The sequence below is a fragment of the Cupriavidus sp. WS genome (genome assembly GCF_000395345.1).
GTDB classification, from domain to species: Bacteria; Pseudomonadota; Gammaproteobacteria; order Burkholderiales; family Burkholderiaceae; genus Cupriavidus; species Cupriavidus basilensis_B.
Genome location: NZ_AQPL01000463.1, coordinates 1 through 18,281 on the forward strand (window position 1 = coordinate 1; position 18,281 = coordinate 18,281).

17 protein-coding genes are annotated in these 18,281 nt (G+C 70.7%); 13 read left to right on the top strand and 4 right to left on the bottom strand.

What is annotated here, in order from left to right:
- From K206_RS39825 to K206_RS0131280, 10 genes are all read left to right on the top strand, one after another.
- On the top strand, positions 1 to 205 hold a 205-nt coding region (locus K206_RS39825), incomplete at its 5' end, for a helix-turn-helix domain-containing protein (protein ID WP_043367464.1).
- A 185-nt stretch (positions 206 to 390) separates the two neighbouring features.
- Complete coding sequence (locus K206_RS39830) at positions 391 to 1,701, top strand: nitrate/nitrite transporter (protein ID WP_020206251.1); 1,311 nt, start codon at positions 391 to 393, stop codon at positions 1,699 to 1,701.
- 67 nt (positions 1,702 to 1,768) lie between these two features.
- The gene (locus K206_RS0131245) at positions 1,769 to 3,163 is read left to right on the top strand and encodes a NarK family nitrate/nitrite MFS transporter (RefSeq protein ID WP_020206252.1); all 1,395 of its coding nucleotides are present in this window, start codon (positions 1,769 to 1,771) and stop codon (positions 3,161 to 3,163) included.
- Positions 3,164 to 3,345: 182 nt separating this feature from the next.
- Positions 3,346 to 7,086, top strand: a complete 3,741-nt coding sequence (locus K206_RS0131250; protein ID WP_020423990.1) for a nitrate reductase subunit alpha — start codon at positions 3,346 to 3,348, stop codon at positions 7,084 to 7,086.
- Positions 7,083 to 8,633 carry a nitrate reductase subunit beta gene (narH, locus tag K206_RS0131255; protein ID WP_029044293.1) on the top strand — a complete coding sequence of 517 codons (1,551 nt, stop codon included), beginning with the start codon at positions 7,083 to 7,085 and terminating at the stop codon, positions 8,631 to 8,633. Before K206_RS0131250 ends, narH begins: the two co-directional genes overlap by 4 nt.
- 69 nt (positions 8,634 to 8,702) lie before the next feature.
- A complete protein-coding gene (narJ, locus tag K206_RS0131260; protein WP_020206255.1) occupies positions 8,703 to 9,371 on the top strand; it encodes a nitrate reductase molybdenum cofactor assembly chaperone in 669 nt (222 codons plus the stop codon).
- A 10-nt stretch (positions 9,372 to 9,381) separates the two neighbouring features.
- A complete protein-coding gene (narI, locus tag K206_RS0131265; RefSeq protein ID WP_020206256.1) occupies positions 9,382 to 10,065 on the top strand; it encodes a respiratory nitrate reductase subunit gamma in 684 nt (227 codons plus the stop codon).
- A gap of 48 nt (positions 10,066 to 10,113) precedes the next feature.
- On the top strand, positions 10,114 to 10,857 hold the full coding sequence (locus K206_RS0131270; RefSeq protein ID WP_020206257.1) for a peptidylprolyl isomerase: 744 nt from the start codon (positions 10,114 to 10,116) through the stop codon (positions 10,855 to 10,857).
- A gap of 181 nt (positions 10,858 to 11,038) precedes the next feature.
- The gene (gene mobB / locus K206_RS0131275) at positions 11,039 to 11,605 is read left to right on the top strand and encodes a molybdopterin-guanine dinucleotide biosynthesis protein B (protein WP_020206258.1); all 567 of its coding nucleotides are present in this window, start codon (positions 11,039 to 11,041) and stop codon (positions 11,603 to 11,605) included.
- A 41-nt stretch (positions 11,606 to 11,646) separates the two neighbouring features.
- The gene (locus tag K206_RS0131280; protein ID WP_020206259.1) at positions 11,647 to 12,078 is read left to right on the top strand and encodes a putative zinc-binding protein; all 432 of its coding nucleotides are present in this window, start codon (positions 11,647 to 11,649) and stop codon (positions 12,076 to 12,078) included.
- Positions 12,079 to 12,130: 52 nt separating this feature from the next.
- On the opposite strand, the gene K206_RS0131285 is transcribed toward K206_RS0131280, so the two are convergent.
- The 3 genes from K206_RS0131285 to K206_RS0131295 all read right to left on the bottom strand — a co-directional run bounded on the left by K206_RS0131285 (position 12,131) and on the right by K206_RS0131295 (position 14,615).
- On the bottom strand, positions 12,131 to 12,586 hold the full coding sequence (locus K206_RS0131285) for an SCP2 domain-containing protein (RefSeq protein WP_020206260.1): 456 nt from the start codon (positions 12,584 to 12,586) through the stop codon (positions 12,131 to 12,133).
- Entirely contained in the window at positions 12,583 to 13,503 is a 921-nt protein-coding gene (locus K206_RS0131290; RefSeq protein ID WP_155888359.1) for a U32 family peptidase, read from the bottom strand. The genes K206_RS0131285 and K206_RS0131290 overlap by 4 nt, the downstream gene beginning before the upstream one ends.
- 74 nt (positions 13,504 to 13,577) lie before the next feature.
- Positions 13,578 to 14,615 (bottom strand): peptidase U32 family protein, encoded by a 1,038-nt coding sequence (locus K206_RS0131295; RefSeq protein WP_020206262.1) that lies wholly within the window; start codon positions 14,613 to 14,615, stop codon positions 13,578 to 13,580.
- Positions 14,616 to 14,947: 332 nt separating this feature from the next.
- Between K206_RS0131295 and K206_RS0131300 the strand changes: the two genes are divergently transcribed.
- Together K206_RS0131300 and fabI are read left to right on the top strand one after the other, a co-directional pair.
- A complete protein-coding gene (locus K206_RS0131300) occupies positions 14,948 to 16,147 on the top strand; it encodes a nitronate monooxygenase family protein (protein WP_020206263.1) in 1,200 nt (399 codons plus the stop codon).
- A gap of 67 nt (positions 16,148 to 16,214) precedes the next feature.
- Positions 16,215 to 16,997, top strand: a complete 783-nt coding sequence (gene fabI, locus K206_RS0131305; RefSeq protein ID WP_020206264.1) for an enoyl-ACP reductase FabI — start codon at positions 16,215 to 16,217, stop codon at positions 16,995 to 16,997.
- A 61-nt stretch (positions 16,998 to 17,058) separates the two neighbouring features.
- Here fabI and K206_RS0131310 read toward each other — a convergent pair whose 3' ends face one another.
- Complete coding sequence (locus tag K206_RS0131310) at positions 17,059 to 17,793, bottom strand: Crp/Fnr family transcriptional regulator (protein WP_020206265.1); 735 nt, start codon at positions 17,791 to 17,793, stop codon at positions 17,059 to 17,061.
- Between the two features lie 293 nt (positions 17,794 to 18,086).
- On the opposite strand from K206_RS0131310, the gene K206_RS43310 reads away from it, so the two are divergent.
- Positions 18,087 to 18,281 (top strand): hypothetical protein (locus tag K206_RS43310; RefSeq protein ID WP_155888360.1); only part of this gene is annotated, 195 nt, incomplete at its 3' end.

Here is an 18,281-nt window from a genome sequence, read left to right on the forward strand (position 1 = left end):
CACCCTGGCCCCCTCCCCGACCGCCACCCTGCGCGAAGCGGTGGACCAGTGCCAGCGGCACTGCATCGGGCAGGCGCTCGCCGCCCAGGGCGGCAACTGGGCGCAGGCGGCCCGCCACCTCGGCGTGGACGCCAGCAACCTGCACAAGCTCGCGCGCCGGCTCGGCATCAAGCCGGACGGCGGGACGGGCCACGCACCGGACTGAAACCCGGCTGAAGACCGGCGCCAGCCGGGCCGGCGGCCCGGCCTTCCCGCCTCCGCCGCCGCCTCGCATTCCCCATTGGAACTAGCTCCACCGGCACCCGCACATGTGCTGCCGGCGAATGGTCAACCGTGCACGCGCTCTCTACGCTGGGAGCCGATCGTCATTGTCGACACAGGAGCATGGTCATGCCCACTCAGCCTCTCCCGCGCGAGCCCGTGCCGCGCGGCGCCTATGCGGTGCTGGTGTCCAGCACCTTCGCCTTCACCATCTGCTTCGCCATCTGGATGATGTTCGCGGTGCTGGGCATCCCCATCAAGCAGCAGCTCGGCCTGTCCGAGACCGAATTCGGCCTGCTGGCCGCCACCCCCGTGCTGAGCGGCTCGCTGGTGCGCGTGCCGCTGGGCATCTGGACCGACCGCTACGGCGGGCGCATCGTCTTCTTCGTGCTGATGCTGGCCACGGTGATCCCGATCTGGATGATCTCGCACGCCACCACGCTGCCGCAGCTGCTGGTGCTGGGCCTGTTCGTGGGCCTGGCCGGCGGCTCGTTCTCGGTGGGCACGCCCTACGTGGCGCGCTGGTTCCCGCGCTCGCGCCAGGGCCTGGCGATGGGCATCTTCGGCGCCGGCAACTCCGGCTCGGCGCTGACCAAGTTCGTGGCGCCGGCGCTGATCGTCGCCGCCGGCGGGAGCTGGACCGTGGTGCCGCGCGTGTACGCGGTCGCCATGCTGGTCACGGCGGTGCTGTTCTGGATCTTCTCGTCCAGCGATCCCGCCCACCGCGTGCCGTCCTCGGCCAGCCTGCGCGCGCAGTTCGCCATGCTGCGCGATGCGCGCGTGTGGCGCTACTCGCAGTACTACTCGGTGGTGTTCGGCGGCTACGTCGGCCTGTCGCTGTGGATGACCAAGTACTACATCGGCGAATACGGCTTCGACATCAAGATCGCCGCGCTGCTGGCGGCCTGCTTCTCGCTGCCGGGCGGCGTGCTGCGCGCCATCGGCGGCTGGATCTCCGACCGCTACGGCGCGCACCGCACCACGTGGTGGGTGATGTGGGTGTGCTGGGTGGCGTTCTTCGTGCTCAGCTATCCGCAGACCGACTTCATCATCCACACCGCGCGCGGCCCGCAGGCGTTCCACATCGGCCTGTCGGCGCTGCCGTTCACGGTGCTGCTGTTCGTCGTCGGCATCGCGATGGCGGTGGGCAAGGCCTCGGTGTTCAAGTTCATCGCCAACGACTTCGGCCACAACCTCGGCGCCGTCTCCGGCGTGGTGGGGCTGGCCGGCGGCCTGGGCGGCTTCATCCTGCCGGTGCTGTTCGGCCTGCTGGCGGACCTCAGCGGCGTGCGCAGCAGTTGTTTCATGCTGCTGTACGGCACGGTCTGCGTGAGCCTGGTGTGGATGCACTACAGCCAGCGCGGCGGCCCCGACGCGGCCGCCGCCACGACCACCGCCATCACCGCGCGCGTGCCCGCGGCGCAGCCGGCCTCGGCATGAGCGCGCCCGCGGCCCGCCCGCGCCGCCTGCCGCATTCCTCTTCTTCGTTCCGACCCACAGGACAGTCATGTCAAGTTCCGTATTAACCCGCTGGGAGCCAGAAAGCACCGCTTTCTGGCGCGCCCAGGGCGAGCGCATCGCCTACCGCAACCTGTGCATCTCGATCGCCGCGCTGATGCTCGCCTTCGCCATCTGGATGCTGTGGAGCGTGGTGGCGGTCAACCTCGACCGCGCCGGCTTCCGCTTCACCAAGAACCAGCTGTTCTGGCTCACCGCGCTGCCCGCGCTGTCGGGCGCCACGCTGCGCATCTTCTATGCGTTCCTGGTGCCGATCTTCGGCGGCCGGCGCTTCACGGCGATCTCCACCGCCACGCTGCTGGTGCCGGCACTGGGCATGGGCTTCGCGCTGCGCGACCCCACCACGAGCTATCCCACGCTGCTGGTGCTGGCGCTGCTGTGCGGCTTCGGCGGCGCCAACTTCAGCTCGTCGATGTCCAACATCAGCTTCTTCTTTCCCAAGGCCAAGAAGGGCCTGGCGACCGGGCTCAATGCCGGCATCGGCAACCTGGGCGTGTCGGTGGTGCAGTTCCTCACCCCGCTGGTGGTCTCGGTGGGGCTGTTCGGCGCGCTCGGCGGCGACGCCCAGACCTACCAGGCCGGCGAGGTCGGCAAGAGCCTGTGGCTGCAGAACGCCGGCTTCATCTGGGTGCCGTTCATCGTGGTGGCCACGCTGGCGGCCTGGTTCGGCATGAACGACATCGCCGACGCGCGCGCCTCGTTCGCCGACCAGGCGGTGATCTTCAAGCGCAAGCACAACTGGCTGATGTGCTGGCTGTACGTGGGCACCTTCGGCTCGTTCATCGGCTTCTCGGCCGGCTTCGCGCTGCTCACCAAGTCGCAGTTCCCCGGCGTCAACCCCACCGCCTACGCCTTCCTCGGGCCGCTGGTGGGCGCGCTGATGCGCCCGGTCGGCGGCTGGGTGTCGGACAAGCTCGGCGGGGCCCGGGTCACGCTGTGGTGCTTCGCGGCGATGATCGCCGCCGTGCTCGGCGTGCTGGCCGCGCTGCCGCACGGCTGGGCGGGCGGCGCCGGCGGCAGCTTCCCCCTGTTCCTGGCCGCGTTCGTGGTGCTGTTCGCGCTGACCGGCGTCGGCAACGGCTCGACCTTCCGCATGATCCCGGTGATCTTCATGACCGAGCGCCAGCGCGCCGCGCGCGGCAAGGACGAGGCCGCGCAGCGGCAGGCACTGCTGGACGCCGGCAAGGAATCGGCCGCGGTGCTGGGCTTTTCCGGCGCCATCGGCGCCTATGGCGGCTTCTTCATTCCCAAGAGCTTCGGCACCTCGCTGGAGCTGACCGGCTCGGCCGACGCCGCGCTGTACTGCTTCGTCGCGTTCTACCTGAGCTGCATGCTGGTGACGTGGTGGCACTACGCGCGCAAGAACGCGCCGATGCCCTGCTGACGCTCCCGCCCGCCCTGCCGGCCTAGTTCTTCCGAACTAGGCGGCGGCGGCCGGACTAGCCCGAGCGCATCGCGCCCTACTCCTCCACCAGCGAATGGGCAGCGCCGCGCCCTGCCCATAAGCTGTGCACATCCCTGGACCGCTTCCCCAACGGTCAGCAAAAGCCCTCGCGGAGAACAACAATGAGTCATTTCCTGGATCGACTGAAATTCATGTCGCGCGTCAAGTCCACCTTCGCGGACGGGCACGGCGCCGTGGTGGACGAAGACCGCCGGTGGGAGAACGGATACCGCAACCGCTGGCAGCACGACAAGATCGTGCGCTCCACCCACGGCGTGAACTGCACCGGCTCGTGCTCGTGGAAGGTGTACGTCAAGAACGGACTGATCACCTGGGAGACGCAGCAGACCGACTATCCGCGCACCCGCCCGGACCTGCCCAACCACGAGCCGCGCGGCTGCCCGCGCGGCGCCTCGTACAGCTGGTACGTCTATTCCGCGCAGCGCGTGAAATACCCGATGATCCGCGGGCGCCTGATGGAGATGTGGCGCGAGGCCCGCAAGACCCTCGACCCGGTGGCCGCCTGGGCCTCGATCAGCCAGGACCCGGTCAAGGCGCGGCGCTACAAGAGCGTGCGCGGCCAGGGCGGCTTCGTGCGCGCCGACTGGGACACCGCCACCGAGATCATCGCCGCGGCCAACGCCTTCACCATCAAGCGCTTCGGCCCGGACCGCGTGGTCGGCTTCTCGCCGATTCCCGCCATGTCGATGGTGTCCTACGCCGCCGGCGCGCGCTACCTGAGCCTGCTGGGCGGGGTCTGCCTGTCGTTCTACGACTGGTACTGCGACCTGCCGCCGGCCAGCCCGCAGGTCTGGGGCGAGCAGACCGACGTGCCGGAATCGGCCGACTGGTACAACGCCACCTACCTGATGGTGTGGGGCTCCAACGTGCCGCAGACGCGCACCCCTGACGCGCACTTCTACACCGAGGTCCGCTACAAGGGCACCAAGACCGTGGCGGTGTCGTCCGACTTCGGCGAGATGGTCAAGTTCGGCGACATCTGGCTGGCCCCCAAGCAGGGCACGGACGCCGCGCTGGCGATGGCGATGGGCCACGTGGTGCTCAAGGAATTCCACCTGAACGGCCGCTCCGCCTACTTCCGCGACTACCTCAAGCAGTACACCGACATGCCAATGCTGGTGCTGCTGCGCGACAACGGCGGCACGCTGGTGCCCGACCACTTCCTGCGCGCCTCCCACCTGGCCGGCGCGCGCGGCGAGGCCAACAACCCGGAATGGAAGACGCTGGTGATCGACGCCGCCAGCGGCGACTTCGCCGTGCCCAACGGCACCATTGGCTTCCGCTGGGGCGAGGCCGCGCACAACGGCGGCGAGAAGGTGGGCCGCTGGAACCTGGAGATGAAGGACGGCGGCAGCGGCCGCGCGCTCGACCCGCTGCTCTCGCTGATGGCCACCGGGCACGAGGTGGCCGAGGTCGGCTTCCCGTATTTCGGCGCCGAGCACGACGCGCTGCTCAAGCGCCGCGTGCCGGCCCGGCGCATCACGCTGGCCGACGGCAGCAGCGCGCTGGTGGCCACCGTCTATGACCTGCAGATGGCCAACTACGGCGTGGACCAGGGCCTCGGCGGCGACAACGTGGCCACCTCGTTCGACGACGACGTGCCGTACACGCCGGCCTGGCAGGAAAAGCACACCACCGTGCCGCGCCACCTGGTGATCCAGGTCGCGCGCGAGTTCGCCGACAACGCCGACCGCACCCAGGGCAAGAGCATGGTGATCGTCGGCGCCGCGCTCAACCACTGGTACCACAACGACATGATCTACCGCGGCATCATCAACCTGCTGATGATGTGCGGCTGCGTGGGCAAGAGCGGCGGCGGCTGGGCGCACTACGTGGGCCAGGAAAAGCTGCGCCCGCAGTTCGGCTGGGCGCCGCTGGCCTTCGGCCTGGACTGGTCGCGCCCGCCGCGCCAGATGAACGGCACCTCGTTCTTCTACAGCCACACCAGCCAGTGGCGCCACGAGAAGCTCGCCGTGGACGAGATCCTCGCCCCGACCGCCGACAAGGCCCGCTACCAGAACCTCTCGCTGCTGGACCTCAACGCCCGCTCGGAGCGCATGGGCTGGCTGCCTTCGGCGCCGCAGCTGAGCAGCAACCCGCTCGACGTCGCCGACGCGGCCGAAGCCGCCGGCCAGGACCCGGTCGCCTACACCGTGGCGCAGCTCAAGTCCGGCGGCCTGCAGTTCGCCTGCGACGACCCCGACAACCCGGCCAACTTCCCGCGCAACATGTTCGTCTGGCGCTCGAACATCCTCGGCAGCTCGGGCAAGGGGCACGAGTATTTCCTCAAGTACCTGCTCGGCACCCAGAACGCGCTGTTCGGCGACGAGGCCGACGCCATCACGCCGAGCGAGGTCACGGTGCGCCCGGCCGCCGAGGGCAAGCTCGACCTGCTGACCGTGCTCGATTTCCGCATGAGCACCACCTGCCTGTACGGCGATGTGGTGCTGCCCACCGCCACCTGGTACGAGAAGGACGACCTCAACACCAGCGACATGCACCCGTTCATCCATCCGCTCTCGGAGGCGGTGCAGCCGCTGTGGGAAAGCCGCACGGACTGGGAAATCTACAAGGCCATCGCGAAGAAGTTCAGCGAGATCGGCGGCGCCCACCTGGGCACCCGCACCGACCTGGTGTGCACGCCGCTGCTGCACGACACCCCGGGCGAGCTGGCCCAGCCGTTCGCGCCGAAGGACTGGAAGCGCGGCGAGTGCGAGCTGATTCCCGGCAAGACCGCGCCGTCGATGACGGTGGTCGAGCGCAACTATGCCGACATCTACAAGAAATTCACCTCGATCGGGCCGCTGCTCGACAAGCTCGGCAACGGCGGCAAGGGCATCAACTGGGATACCCGCCACGAAGTCGGCGAGATCGGCGCGCTCAGCAAGACCGTGGACGAGCCCGGCGTGAGCCAGGGCCGCCCGCGGCTGGACACCGCCATCGACGCCGCCGAGATGATCCTGACCTTCGCGCCGGAGACCAACGGGCACGTCGCGGTGAAGGCGTGGGAGGCGCTGTCGCGCATCACCGGGCGCGAGCACGCGCACCTGGCCAACGGGCGCGAGCATGACAAGATCCGCTTCCGCGACGTGCAGGTGCAGCCGCGCAAAATCATCTCCGCGCCCACCTGGTCCGGGCTGGAATCGGAAGAGGTCAGCTACAACGCCGGCTACACCAACGTGCACGAGCTGATCCCCTGGCGCACCCTGACCGGCCGCCAGCAGTTCTACCAGGACCACCGCTGGATGCTGGACTTCGGCGAAGGCAGCTGCGTCTACAAGCCGGCCATCGACACCAAGACCACCGCGCCGATGCTCGGCGCCCGGCCCAACGGCAACCCGGAGCTGGTGCTGAACTGGATCACGCCGCACCAGAAGTGGGGCATCCACTCCACCTACTCGGACAACCTGCGCATGCTGACGCTGTCGCGCGGCGGGCCGCACGTGTGGATCTCGGAGAGCGAGGCCAAGGCCAGCGGCATCCGCGACAACGACTGGGTGGAAGTCTTCAACGTCAACGGCACGCTGACCGCGCGCGTGGTGGTGTCGCAGCGCGTGCCCAAGGGCATGTGCCTGATGTACCACGCCCAGGAGAAGATCGTGAACGTGCCCGGCGCCGAGACCAGCGGCATGCGCGGCGGCATCCACAACTCCGTGACCCGCACCGTCACCAAGCCCACCCACATGATCGGCGGCTACGCGCAGCTGGCCTACGGTTTCAACTACTACGGCACCGTCGGCAGCAACCGCGACGAGTTCGTGATCCTGCGCAAGATGAACAAGGTCGACTGGCTGGAAGGCCCGCTGGTGGAACAACAAGCGAAGGAAGGAGCCGCGCAATGAAAATCCGTGCCCAGGTAGCCATGGTCCTCAACCTGGACAAATGCATCGGCTGCCATACCTGCTCGATTACCTGCAAGAACGTCTGGACCAGCCGCGACGGCGTGGAGTACGCGTGGTTCAACAACGTCGAGACCAAGCCCGGCATCGGCTATCCCAAGGAATGGGAGAACCAGGACAAGTGGCTCGGCGGCTGGACGCGCAACGCCGCCGGCAAGCTCGAGCCGCGCCAGGGCAGCCGGCTCGGCATCCTGGCCAAGCTGTTCACCAACCCCAACCTGCCGCAGATCGACGAATACTACGAGCCGTTCACCTACGACTACGAGCACCTGCAGAAGGCGCCGCTGGTGCAGACGCCGCCCACCGCGCGCCCGGTCTCGGTGCTGACCGGCAAGAAGATGGAAAAGATCGAATGGGGCCCGAACTGGGAGGACGACCTCGGCGGCGAGTTCGGCGCGCGCAGCAAGGACAAGCTGTTCGACGACGTGCAGAAGGAGATGTACTCGACCTTCGAGAACACCTTCATGATGTACCTGCCGCGCCTGTGCGAGCACTGCCTGAACCCGGCCTGCGTGGCCTCGTGCCCGTCCGGCTCGATCTACAAGCGCGAGGACGACGGCATCGTGCTGGTCGACCAGGACAAGTGCCGCGGCTGGCGCATGTGCATCTCCGGCTGCCCGTACAAGAAGATCTACTACAACTGGCAGAGCGGCAAGGCCGAGAAATGCCTGTTCTGCTATCCGCGCATCGAGGCCGGCCAGCCCACCGTGTGCGCGGAGACCTGCGTCGGGCGCATCCGCTACCTCGGCGTGATGCTGTACGACGCCGACCGCATCCAGGACGCCGCCGCGGTGGAGAACCCGCAGGATCTCTACCAGTCGCAACTGGACATCTTCCTCGACCCGCACGACCCGGCGGTCCAGGCCGAGGCGCTGCGCCAGGGCATCGCGCAGAGCTGGCTGGACGCCGCGCGCAAGTCGCCCGTGTACAAGATGGCGTGCGAATGGAAGGTGGCCTTCCCGCTGCACCCCGAGTACCGCACGCTGCCGATGGTGTGGTACATCCCGCCGCTGTCGCCGATCCAGTCCGCCGCCGCGGCGGGCCACATGGGCATGGACGGCGTGATCCCGGACGTGAAGAGCCTGCGCATCCCGGTCAAGTACCTGGCCAACCTGCTGACCGCGGGCGAAGTGGCGCCGGTGCTCAAGGCACTCGAGCGGATGCTGGCCATGCGCGCCTACAAGCGCTCGGAAGTGGTCGACGGCGCGCAGGACCTGGCCGTGCTGCAGCAGGTCGGCCTCACGCCGGCGCAGGTGGAGGACATGTACCAGATCATGGCGATCGCCAACTACGAGGACCGCTTCGTGATCCCGTCCTCGCACAAGGAGATGGTGGAGGACAGCTTCAACGACAAAGCCAGCTGCGGCTTCACCTTCGGCAACGGCTGCTCGGGCGGCACCTCGGACGGCTCGCTGTTCGGCAAGAAGCCGCAAGGCAGCGTGGTGTTCGCCGACATGCCGAAATCGCGCAAGAAAGCCGTGGCGACGTGACCGGCGCCCTGTAACCGGTACCCGACCCCGCGCACCCTTTTGCCATCCCTACCGAACCGGAGCCTTCCCATGCCGCTCTACCCCATCCTCAGCGCGCTGCTGTGCTACCCCGAGCAGGACCTGCTCGACGCCCTGCCCGAGATCGACGCCGCGCTGGCCGAATGGCCGCAGGCGCAAGCCACGCTGGCGCCACTGTGCGACCTGCTCAAGACCAACACGCTGATCGAGCTGCAGGAGAACTACGTCGCCACCTTCGACCGCAATCCGGCCCACTCGCTGCACCTGTTCGAGCACGTGCACGGCGAGAGCCGCGACCGCGGCCAGGCGATGGTCGACCTGCTCGACGAATACCGCCGCGAGGGCTTCGAGCCGGTGACGGCGGAGCTGCCCGACTACGTGCCGCTGTTCGTGGAGTTCCTCGGCGTGCTGGCCGCCGGCGGCAGGGAGGACCACGCCGAGCAGTTGCTGGGCGACGCCATCCACGTGCTCGCCGCGGTCGGCGAGCGCCTGGCGCGCGACGAAAGCCCGTATGCCACGGCGTTCGCCGTGCTGCGCACGCTCACCGACGTGCAGCCGCAGCCGCGCACCGAGCCGCCGGTGCGCAGCATGGACGAAGCGCTGGAGACCTTCGGCCCCGGCGCCGACGGCGTGGAGCCGCTGCTCGCGCCGCGCCCGGCGGGCGACCAGCCCGTGCATTTCTACGCCCGCGGCACCGCGCCGCTGTCCACCGCACGCTGAGGCCACGACCATGAACCTGCTCAACCAGTTCCTCTACGGCATCTACCCCTACATCGCGCTGGTCGTGTTCCTGTTCGGCAGCCTGGCGCGCTTCGAGCGCGAACAGTACGGCTGGAAGAGCGACAGCTCGCAGCTGCTGTACCGGGGCAACCTGCGCGTCGGCAGCATTCTGTTCCACGTCGGCATCATCGGGCTGTTCTTCGGCCACCTCGTGGGCCTGCTCACGCCGGTGGCGGTATGGGACGCGCTGGGCGTCTCGCACGGCTTCAAGCAGGGCGTGGCGATGGCCGCCGGCGGCGTGATGGGCACCATGTGCCTGTCCGGCCTGCTGATCCTGCTGCACCGCCGCTTCACCAACGCGCGCGTGTCCGCGGTCACGCGCACCGGCGACAAGGTGCTGCTGCTGTGGATCCTCGTGACGCTGCTGCTGGGCCTGTCCACCATCTTCGAATCGTCGCGCCACATGGACGGCCACATGATGGTGCTGCTGATGACCTGGGCGCAGCACATCGTCACCCTGCGCGGCGACGCCGCGGGCTACATCGCGGGCGCGCCGCTGCTGTTCAAGGCCCACCTGTTCATGGGGATCTCGCTGTTCGCCATCTTCCCGTTCACGCGGCTGGTGCACGTGTGGAGCGGCTTCGGCTCGGTCGGCTACCTGGGCCGCGCCTGGCAGCTGGTGCGCAGCCGCTGACCGTCCCCGATCATCGCCCCCCGATCACCGCCCCAAGAGGAGAAAACCATGCCCATCCTGGTCAACGGCGTCGAGCTGGAAGACGCCGACATCGAACGCGAACTGGCCCACCACGCCGGCACGCACGAGCCCGCCCGCCATGCGGTGGTCGCCCTGGTGCTGCGCCACCTGGTGCGCGCGCAGGCCCAGCGGCTCGGGCTGCACGGCGACGACGAGGCGCTGACGCAGGCGCTGCTCGAGCGCGAGGTCGGCCTGCCGGAGCCGGACGAAGCCAGTTGCCGCCGCCACTACGACAGCCACCACGAGCGCTTCCGCGACGGCGAGTGGGTCGATGCCGCGCACATCCTGTTCCAGGTCACGCCGCGCGTGCCGCTCGACGCGCTGCGCGAGACCGCCGCGGCCACGCTGGCGCAGGCGCTGGCCGATCCGGCGGCGTTCGCCGGGCTGGCCAGGGAGCGCTCCAACTGCCCCAGCGGCGGCGCCGGCGGCGGCCTGGGCCGCGTGTCGCGCGGCGAGACCGTGCCCGAGTTCGAGCGCGCCATCTTCGCCGCGCGCCAGCCCGGCGTGCTGCCGCGGCTGGTCGAGACCCGCCACGGCCTGCACGTGGTGCGGGTGATCGCGCGCTGCGACGGCGTGCAGCTGCCGTTCGACGCGGTGCGGCAGCCGATCGCGCGGGCGCTCGCCGCGGCGGCGCGCGACCGCGCCTGGAAGCAGTACGCCAGCCTGCTCATCGGCGGCGCGCATATCGAGGGCATCGACCTCGGCGGCGCCGCGACACCGCTGGTCCAGTAAGAAGTCGTTTCAAAAAGATCCTGGCGTCGTTGCGCGGCACGGCAAGTACTGGTTGTACCGTCCGCGGCCGCGCGTCCAGCCAGGACCGCTTCGCTGCATCTTGAAACAACGTCCAGACCATCACCAACGCGCGCGGGCGGCAGCGGCGGTCCGCGCGGACACCACGCATGGGAGCGCAGTCATGCAACCCGCCATCATCGGCATCGCAGGCACCTCGGGCAGCGGCAAGACCACGCTGATCACGGCCATGCTCGCCTGGTTCCGCCTTCACGGCCTGACCGTCAACGTCATCAAGCACAGCCACCATCCGCTCGAGCTGGAGCCGCCGGGCAAGGACAGCGCGCGCTTTCGCCAGGCCGGCGCCGGCGAGGTGCTGGTGGCCTCGCCGTTCCGCTTCGCCATCGTGCACGAGCTCGACGGCGCGCCCGAGCCGACCCTGCGCGAGCAGGTGGCGCGGCTGGCGCCGGCCGACCTGACGCTGGTGGAGGGCTTTCGCAGCGAGGACATCCCGCGCCTGGAGGTCTACCGGCCCGCGCACGGGCGCGCGCCGTACTACCCCGGCGATCGGTCCATCGTCGCGGTGGCCAGCGACGCACCGCTCGACGCCGGCCTGCCCTGCCTGCCGCTCGGCCAGCCCGCCCAGGTGGCACGCTTCATCCTCGGGCTGTGCGGCCTGGACGCCGCGGTGCCGCGCGATGCGTCGCCCGCGAACGGCGCGCGGCACGGTCCGCCGGCGGCCGCGTCCTGATCGCCGTCCGCCGTCCCGCCCATCCCGTCCGGAGGTTTCCCATGCCCAACGCCGACACCGCCACGCTGCCCCTCGTCTACGCCTGCTCGGGCTGCTCCAGCGTGGCGCAGCTCGCCAACACCTTTGCCATCCGGCTCGACCGCGGCGGGCAGGCCGAGATGTCCTGCGTCAGCGGGGTCGGCGGCGGCGTCGCCGCGCTGGTCCGGGTGGCGCGCTCGGGCCGCCCGATCCTGGCCCTGGACGGCTGCCCGCTGGCCTGCGTGAAAGCCTGTCTGGCCGGCGCCGGCGTCGCGCCGGACCGGCACCTGGTGCTCAACCGCCTGGGCGCCACCAAGCGCCAGCACGGCGAATGCACCGAAACGGAAGCGGACGCGGCGTGGCAGGCGGTGACGTCGGCGTTGTCGTCGCTCGCGGCGCCCGCGGACGCGCCGCCGGCCGAGGCCGGCGCGATGCGCGAGCAGCGCCCGGCCTAGCGACCGCCGACCGCCGCGCGCGCCCGCAGCGGGGCGCGCGGCAAGGCCCGCGTCAGCGGCCCGGCTGCGACGCCACCGCGCCCGGCGCCAGATGCCGGGCCAGCCCGGCCAGCCATTCCGGCCGGTCCACCGTGTCGAGCCAGTATTTCACCTCCAGCCCGAGCGCGGTGTCGCCGCCGATGGACAGGCGCCGCTGGAAGAACAGCGTGTCGGTATCGGCCTCGCCGCCCAGCAGGCGCAGGTAGTCCGCGGCGTTGGCGCGCAAGGTCAGCGCCGGCGCGCTGCCGTCGAACGGGCCCGCGGCAAAGCGGCCGTCCACGCAGCGGAACCGTATCTGCAGGCCGAGATCGTCCACCGCCAGCAGGAAGCCGTGGCCGTCGAGCGCGGCCGGCGGCCGCAGCCAGCCGCGCCGCCGCGCGAGTTCGAGCGCCGCCACCGCGGGCAGGGACTGCGCCGGCGCCGGCAGCGCGCGGTGCAGGCGCGCCAGGAGGGCTTTCGGGGCGATCATGCGCGCGCCTCCTGCCAGGTAATGCCGGCCTTGCCGTCCCAGTAGCCATTGCTGGGCGCGGCGCCCGCCGGCCAGTGGCCGGTGCCGGCCACGGCAGCCTCGCCCGCGCGCAGCGCCGCCAGCGCCGCCACCACGTCCAGCGTGGCGCTGGCATGCGGGCTGACGCGCACGAAGTCGATGCCCATCGCCGCCATCGCCGGCACCTCGGCGCACAGGTCGAGGCAGCTGGCGGACTGGATCTGCACCCCGTTGAGCGTGAAGAACGGCTGGCCCTCGCCGGTCGAGGCCACCAGCCCGTCCGGGTAGTCCAGGCAGCGGAACTCGCAGTTGTCCTTGCGCAGGCGGTGGTGGCGCGCGGTGAAGCAGCGCGCCGAGAACGCCAGCGGCATGCGCCCCCACACCAGCACTTCCAGCCCCATGCCGGCCGGGCGCGCGGCCGCCAGCGCGGCCAGCGCGGTGCGGTCCATTTCCAGCGGCGGCACGCAGGCCACGGCGCCGAGCCCGCCCAGCCACGCCAGCGTGTCCGCGTGGTAGGCGTTCAGATGCGGGCCGCCGACGAAGGGCCGCCCCTGCATGCGGTTGACCGCGCCCAGGTCGTTGGCCTCGACCAGGTATTCGTCCTGCTCGCAGACGCGCTGCATGCAGGCGATGTCGCTGTCGGACTCGACCAGCACGGGCGTCGACAGCACCACCTCCTTGCCGGCGTCGCGCAGCATCCGCGCGATCTCCAGCCAGTGGGCGTGGCGCAGCTCGTGGCGGCGCGTGCAGACGGTCTCGCCCAGGTAGACGCGCCCGACCGCCGTGTCGGCGACGTCGGCATAGAACTGCATGACCTTGGAGCGCGGCCAGTAGTACAGCAGCGGGCCGAGCGCGATGCCGAAGCTGGGCGCCGCGGGCTCGATCATCGATGGATTCATGGGTAGTCCGGTTCCGGAAGAAAGAAGTTCAGAAGAAAGTCAGAAGAGGCGCGGCGCGGGAAACCCGGCCGGCGTCAGCGCCACGGCCGGTCGTAGGCGCCCTGCGTCACCTGATCGCCCTCGGCGTGGCGGCCGAGCACGCCCTGCCATTCCTGGCGCGCGGCGAAGCGGGCCGGATCGGCGCAGGCGGCGTCGATGGCGGCGCGCAGCACGCCGACCACGTCGCCGACGTAGCGCGGGCTGCGCTGGCGGCCTTCGATCTTGATCGCGGCGATGCCCATGCCGATCAGCGCCGGCAGCAGCGACAGCGCGTTGAGGCTGGTCGGCTCCTCCAGCACGTAGCCGCGCTCGCCCTCCACCTCGAAGCGCCCCTTGCACAGGGTCGGGTAGCCGGCGGGCTCGCCCGGCGCGTAGCTGTCGATCAGGATGCCCGACAGCCGCGCGTGCATGGTGCCCTCGCGCTCCTCCCAGCGCACCGCATGCGCGGGCGAGCACACCCCCTTGTTGTTGGGCGAGTCGCCGGTCGCGTAGGACGACAGCAGGCAGCGGCCCTCGGCCATCACGCACAGGCTGCCGAAACCGAACACCTCCAGCTCCGCGTCGGTCTGCCGCGCGAGCTTGCCGATCTGCGCCAGCGACAGCACGCGCGGCAGCACCACGCGGTGGATGCCGAAGCGCCGGCGCATCAGCTCGATGGCGTCGGCGTGCGTGGCCGAGCCCTGCACCGACAGGTGCAGGCGCAGTTGCGGATGGCGCTCGCGGGCATAACCCATGAGGCCCGGATCGGCCATGATGACGGCGTCCGCGCCGAGTTCGGCGGCGGCGTCGATGGCGCGGTGCCAGTTGGCCACCGCGCCCATCTGGGCAAAGGTGTTGATGGCGAACAGGACTTCCGCGCCGCGCGCGTGGGCCTCCGCCACGCCGGCCCGGATGTCGGCCTCGGTGAAGTTCAGCCCGCCGAAGTTGCGCGCGTTGGTGGCGTCGCGCAGGCCGAGGTAGACGGCGTCGGCGCCGTGCTGCAGGGCCGCGCGCAGCGCCGCCAGCGAGCCGGCGGGCGCGACCAGTTGCGGGCGGCGGCCCGGGCCTGAAGTACCTGGTGTGTCTGGTGTCATGGATCTGCTCGATGAGGTTCGCGGCGCGCGCGGGCGCGATGGTCCGCGAAGGCCCGCGATGGCCCGCGATGGTCGTCAGGGCCCCGCGCGCGCCTGTGAGCCATGATCCTAGCCAAATGCGGCGCCCGGCCAATTGTCCGGGAGCAAGAGCCTGTGCCGCGGCGCGCGCGCGGGCTTGACGGCCATCCGCCAGGCGGCATAGGCCATTGGTAGCGCGCGGCCCGCCAATTGATCCAGCGCAAAAACCCGGCGGCGCGTCCATGCAACCCTTGGTGTCTTCCCGCGCCGCGCGGCACCGCCGCCGGCGGGCGGGAAGTCTTACCGAGGGCGATATGCAAGAGCATTGGCTGAAGCTGGCGGGCCGCAGGCTGGTCCCGGTGGTACAGGGCGGCATGGGCATCGGCGTCTCCGCGCACCGGCTGGCCGGCGCCGTGGCGAGCCAGAACGGCATGGGCACCATCGCCAGCATCGACCTGCGCCACCATCATCCCGACCTGCTGGCCGACACCGCCCGGTCGCGCGACAAGTCCCGCATCGAGGCCGCCAACCTGGTCGCGCTCGACCGCGAGATCCAGGGCGCGCGGCGGCTCGCGGGCGGGCGCGGCGCGATCGCGGTCAACGTCATGAAGGCGGTCGGCTCGCATGCCGCGCTGGTCCGGCAGGCCTGCGAGAGCGGCGCCGACGCCATCGTGATGGGCGCGGGCCTGCCGCTCGACCTGCCCGAACTCGCGGCCAGCCGCCCGGACATCGCGCTGATCCCCATCCTGTCGGACGCGCGCGGCATCGGCCTGGTGCTGCGCAAGTGGATGAAGAAGAACCGGCTGCCGGACGCCATCGTCGTCGAGCATCCGGCCCACGCCGGCGGCCACCTGGGCGCCGCGCGCATCGAGGATCTCGGCGAGCCGCGCTTTTCCTTCGCGCGCGTGCTGGCCGACTGCCGCGAGCTGTTCGCCACGCTGGGCCTGGCCTGGGGCAGCGTGCCGCTGATCCTCGCGGGCGGGATCAACAGCCACGCCAAGGTGCGCCACTGGCTCGGCGAGGGCGCCGCCGCGGTGCAGCTGGGCACGGCCTTCGCCGTCACCGAGGAAGGCGACGCGCACCCGGACTTCAAGGCGGTGCTGGCCGGCGCCCGCCCCGATCAGTTGTGCGAATTCACCAGCGTGGCCGGCCTGCCGGCGCGTGCCGTGCTGACGCCGTGGCTCAAGCGCTACCTGTCGCGCGAAACCGCGCTGCGCACCCGCGCCAAGGTGCGCGACTGCCTGGAGGGCTTCGATTGCCTGCAGGCGTGCGGCCTGCGCGACGGCATCGGCCGCATCGGCCAGTTCTGCATCGACCTCAAGCTGGCCCAGGCCATGCGCGGCGACGTGGAGCGCGGCCTGTTCTTCCGCGGCAGGGGCGCGCTGCCGTTCGGCGACGCCATCCGCCCGGTGCGCGAGCTGATGCGCTACCTGCTCACCGGCGAAATGCCCGCCGGCTTTACCGCGCCCGCCGCGCCCGCCATGCCGGCGGCGCCGGCCGGCCAGGCCCTGTAGCGGCCCGGCCAGTTCATCCATCCGGGTGCCGGCGCACCGCATGCCGGCCCCGCGCACCAGGAGCATCATGGGATTCCTCGACAACAAGCGCATCCTCGTCACCGGCGTGCTGTCGCCCCGCTCGATCGCCTACGGCATTGCCGCGGCCTGCCGGCGCGAAGGCGCCGAGCTGGCCTTTTCCTACGCCGGCGAACGGTTCCGGCAGCGCATCCAGGACATCGCCGGCGAGTTCGGCAGCGAGCTGGTGTTCGAATGCGACGTCGCCAGCGACGCCGCGATCGACGGCATGCTGGCGGCGCTGGCCGCGCGCTGGGGCACGCTGGACGGCCTGGTGCACGCCATCGGCTTCGCCCCGCGCGAGGCGATCTCGGGCGGCTTCCTCGACGGCCTCTCGCGCGAGAGCTTCCGCATCGCGCACGACATCTCCGCATACAGCTTTCCCGCGCTGGCCAAGGCCGCGCTGCCGCTGCTGTCGCCGCGGGCCTCGCTGCTGACCCTGTCGTACATCGGCGCGCAGCGCGCGATGCCGCACTACAACGTGATGGGGCCGGCAAAGGCGTCGCTGGAGGCCAGCGTGCGCTATCTCGCCGCCGCGCTCGGCGCGCGCGGCACGCGCGTCAACGCCATCTCCGCGGGGCCGATCCGCACGCTGGCTGCGGCCGGCATCAAGGACTTCGGGCTGATCCTGGAGTATGTGGAGCGGACCGCCGCCCTGCGCCGCAACGTGGACATCGGCGAAGTCGGCAACGTGGCGGCCTTCCTGCTGTCGGACCTCGCCAGCGGCATGACCGGGCAAGTGACCTACGTCGACGCGGGCTTCAAGGCGATGGCCTGCCCGCCGGGCGAATAGCGCCGCACAGCGCCCGACAGCGCCGGACGGCACCCAACGGCGCCGCCCACGCCGGCAGGCGTCACCCCGCCGCGCGGGAACGCAGGCGCAGCCCGTCCACGTCCAGCAGATGGATCTTGCCGCGCTCGAGCCGCAGCAGCCGCTCGCCGGCCAGCGTGCGCATCGCGCGCGACAGCGTCTCCGGCGACAGCCCCAGCTTGGACGCGATCACGCGCTGCGTGCACGCCAGCCAGGTCCGCCCGCTTTCGCCCGCCTGCTGCAGCAGGAACTCCGCGACCCGCTGCAGCGCGCAGCGCAGGCTCACCCCCTCGATGTCCCGCATCAGCGTGACCAGCCGCGCCGACAGGTTCCTGAGCAGGCGCGCCGACAGCTCCGGCGCGCGCGCGATCGCGCGCTGCATGGCGGCGGTGTCGATGCGGATCACGGCGCTGCGCGCCAGCGCCCGGCATTCCACCAGATAGGGCGCGTCGAGGAACATCACCGCCTCGCCGAACACCGCGCCGGGGCCGAACACCTCGATGGCCTTCTCGCGCCCGGGCATCACCGGCAAGGCGAGCTTGACCATGCCCTCCGCCACGATATGCAGGCCCTTGCACGGCTCGCCGCGCCCGAACAGCACGCCGCCCTTGGGCAGGCGGCACGAGCGCGCGGCCAGCGCGAGCTCGTCCAGCAGGGCCGGCTCGAGGCCGCGGAACAGCGGCAGCCGCGCGAGGCGGGCGGCCTCGGGCGCGTGGTCCGCGCCGGCGGCGGCGCCGAGCCCGTGCCAGTGCAGCGGGCTGGTGAACTGATTCAGCATGGTTTCCTCTCCGGATTGCCTTTGCGCGATGCCAGATGCCGGCCGGGCGGCCGCTCTTCGCGTGGGACGCGGACCGCACTCCCGTGCCTTCCTGGCCGGATTCTGGCACACTCCGGGCACGAAAAATTTATGTCACTGTGTGATATTTTCACAAAGTCGGACAGCCATCACCGCGCACGCATGCGTTCTTGATCTGGCGCAAATCGCCACCCGTTCCAGCCGTCAAAATGCGACTAGCCCCGACTGCGCCCATCCCTATTCCATATCGCAAACCACCCGCCCGGGGCCGCCACATGGTAGACCGCACGCCCCCCGATTCCTTCGCTCCCGCCGTGGAGCCGCCCATCCCCGCGCCGTCCGGCGAGCCCGCCATGCCGGGCCTGCGCCACCGCCTGTCGACGCGCATCGTCTCGCTCTCGCTGGGCGCGCTGCTGATCGTGCTGACCATGATTTCCGGCACGCTGTGGCTGTCCTGGCAGCTCGAAGGC

What these genes read in the sequence shown, in the direction of transcription:
- K206_RS0131295 (WP_020206262.1), bottom strand. Translation starts at nt 14,615, where the DNA reads ATGACACCAGACACACCAGGTACTTCAGGCCCGGGCCGCCGCCCGCAA.
- K206_RS0131290 (WP_155888359.1), bottom strand. Translation starts at nt 13,503, where the DNA reads ATGAATCCATCGATGATCGAGCCCGCGGCGCCCAGCTTCGGCATCGCG.
- K206_RS0131280 (WP_020206259.1), top strand. Translation starts at nt 11,647, where the DNA reads ATGCCCAACGCCGACACCGCCACGCTGCCCCTCGTCTACGCCTGCTCG.
- narH (WP_029044293.1), top strand. Translation starts at nt 7,083, where the DNA reads ATGAAAATCCGTGCCCAGGTAGCCATGGTCCTCAACCTGGACAAATGC.
- K206_RS0131285 (WP_020206260.1), bottom strand. Translation starts at nt 12,586, where the DNA reads ATGATCGCCCCGAAAGCCCTCCTGGCGCGCCTGCACCGCGCGCTGCCG.
- K206_RS0131245 (WP_020206252.1), top strand. Translation starts at nt 1,769, where the DNA reads ATGTCAAGTTCCGTATTAACCCGCTGGGAGCCAGAAAGCACCGCTTTC.
- K206_RS0131310 (WP_020206265.1), bottom strand. Translation starts at nt 17,793, where the DNA reads ATGCTGAATCAGTTCACCAGCCCGCTGCACTGGCACGGGCTCGGCGCC.
- K206_RS39830 (WP_020206251.1), top strand. Translation starts at nt 391, where the DNA reads ATGCCCACTCAGCCTCTCCCGCGCGAGCCCGTGCCGCGCGGCGCCTAT.
- fabI (WP_020206264.1), top strand. Translation starts at nt 16,215, where the DNA reads ATGGGATTCCTCGACAACAAGCGCATCCTCGTCACCGGCGTGCTGTCG.
- mobB (WP_020206258.1), top strand. Translation starts at nt 11,039, where the DNA reads ATGCAACCCGCCATCATCGGCATCGCAGGCACCTCGGGCAGCGGCAAG.
- K206_RS0131270 (WP_020206257.1), top strand. Translation starts at nt 10,114, where the DNA reads ATGCCCATCCTGGTCAACGGCGTCGAGCTGGAAGACGCCGACATCGAA.
- K206_RS0131250 (WP_020423990.1), top strand. Translation starts at nt 3,346, where the DNA reads ATGAGTCATTTCCTGGATCGACTGAAATTCATGTCGCGCGTCAAGTCC.
- narJ (WP_020206255.1), top strand. Translation starts at nt 8,703, where the DNA reads ATGCCGCTCTACCCCATCCTCAGCGCGCTGCTGTGCTACCCCGAGCAG.
- K206_RS0131300 (WP_020206263.1), top strand. Translation starts at nt 14,948, where the DNA reads ATGCAAGAGCATTGGCTGAAGCTGGCGGGCCGCAGGCTGGTCCCGGTG.
- narI (WP_020206256.1), top strand. Translation starts at nt 9,382, where the DNA reads ATGAACCTGCTCAACCAGTTCCTCTACGGCATCTACCCCTACATCGCG.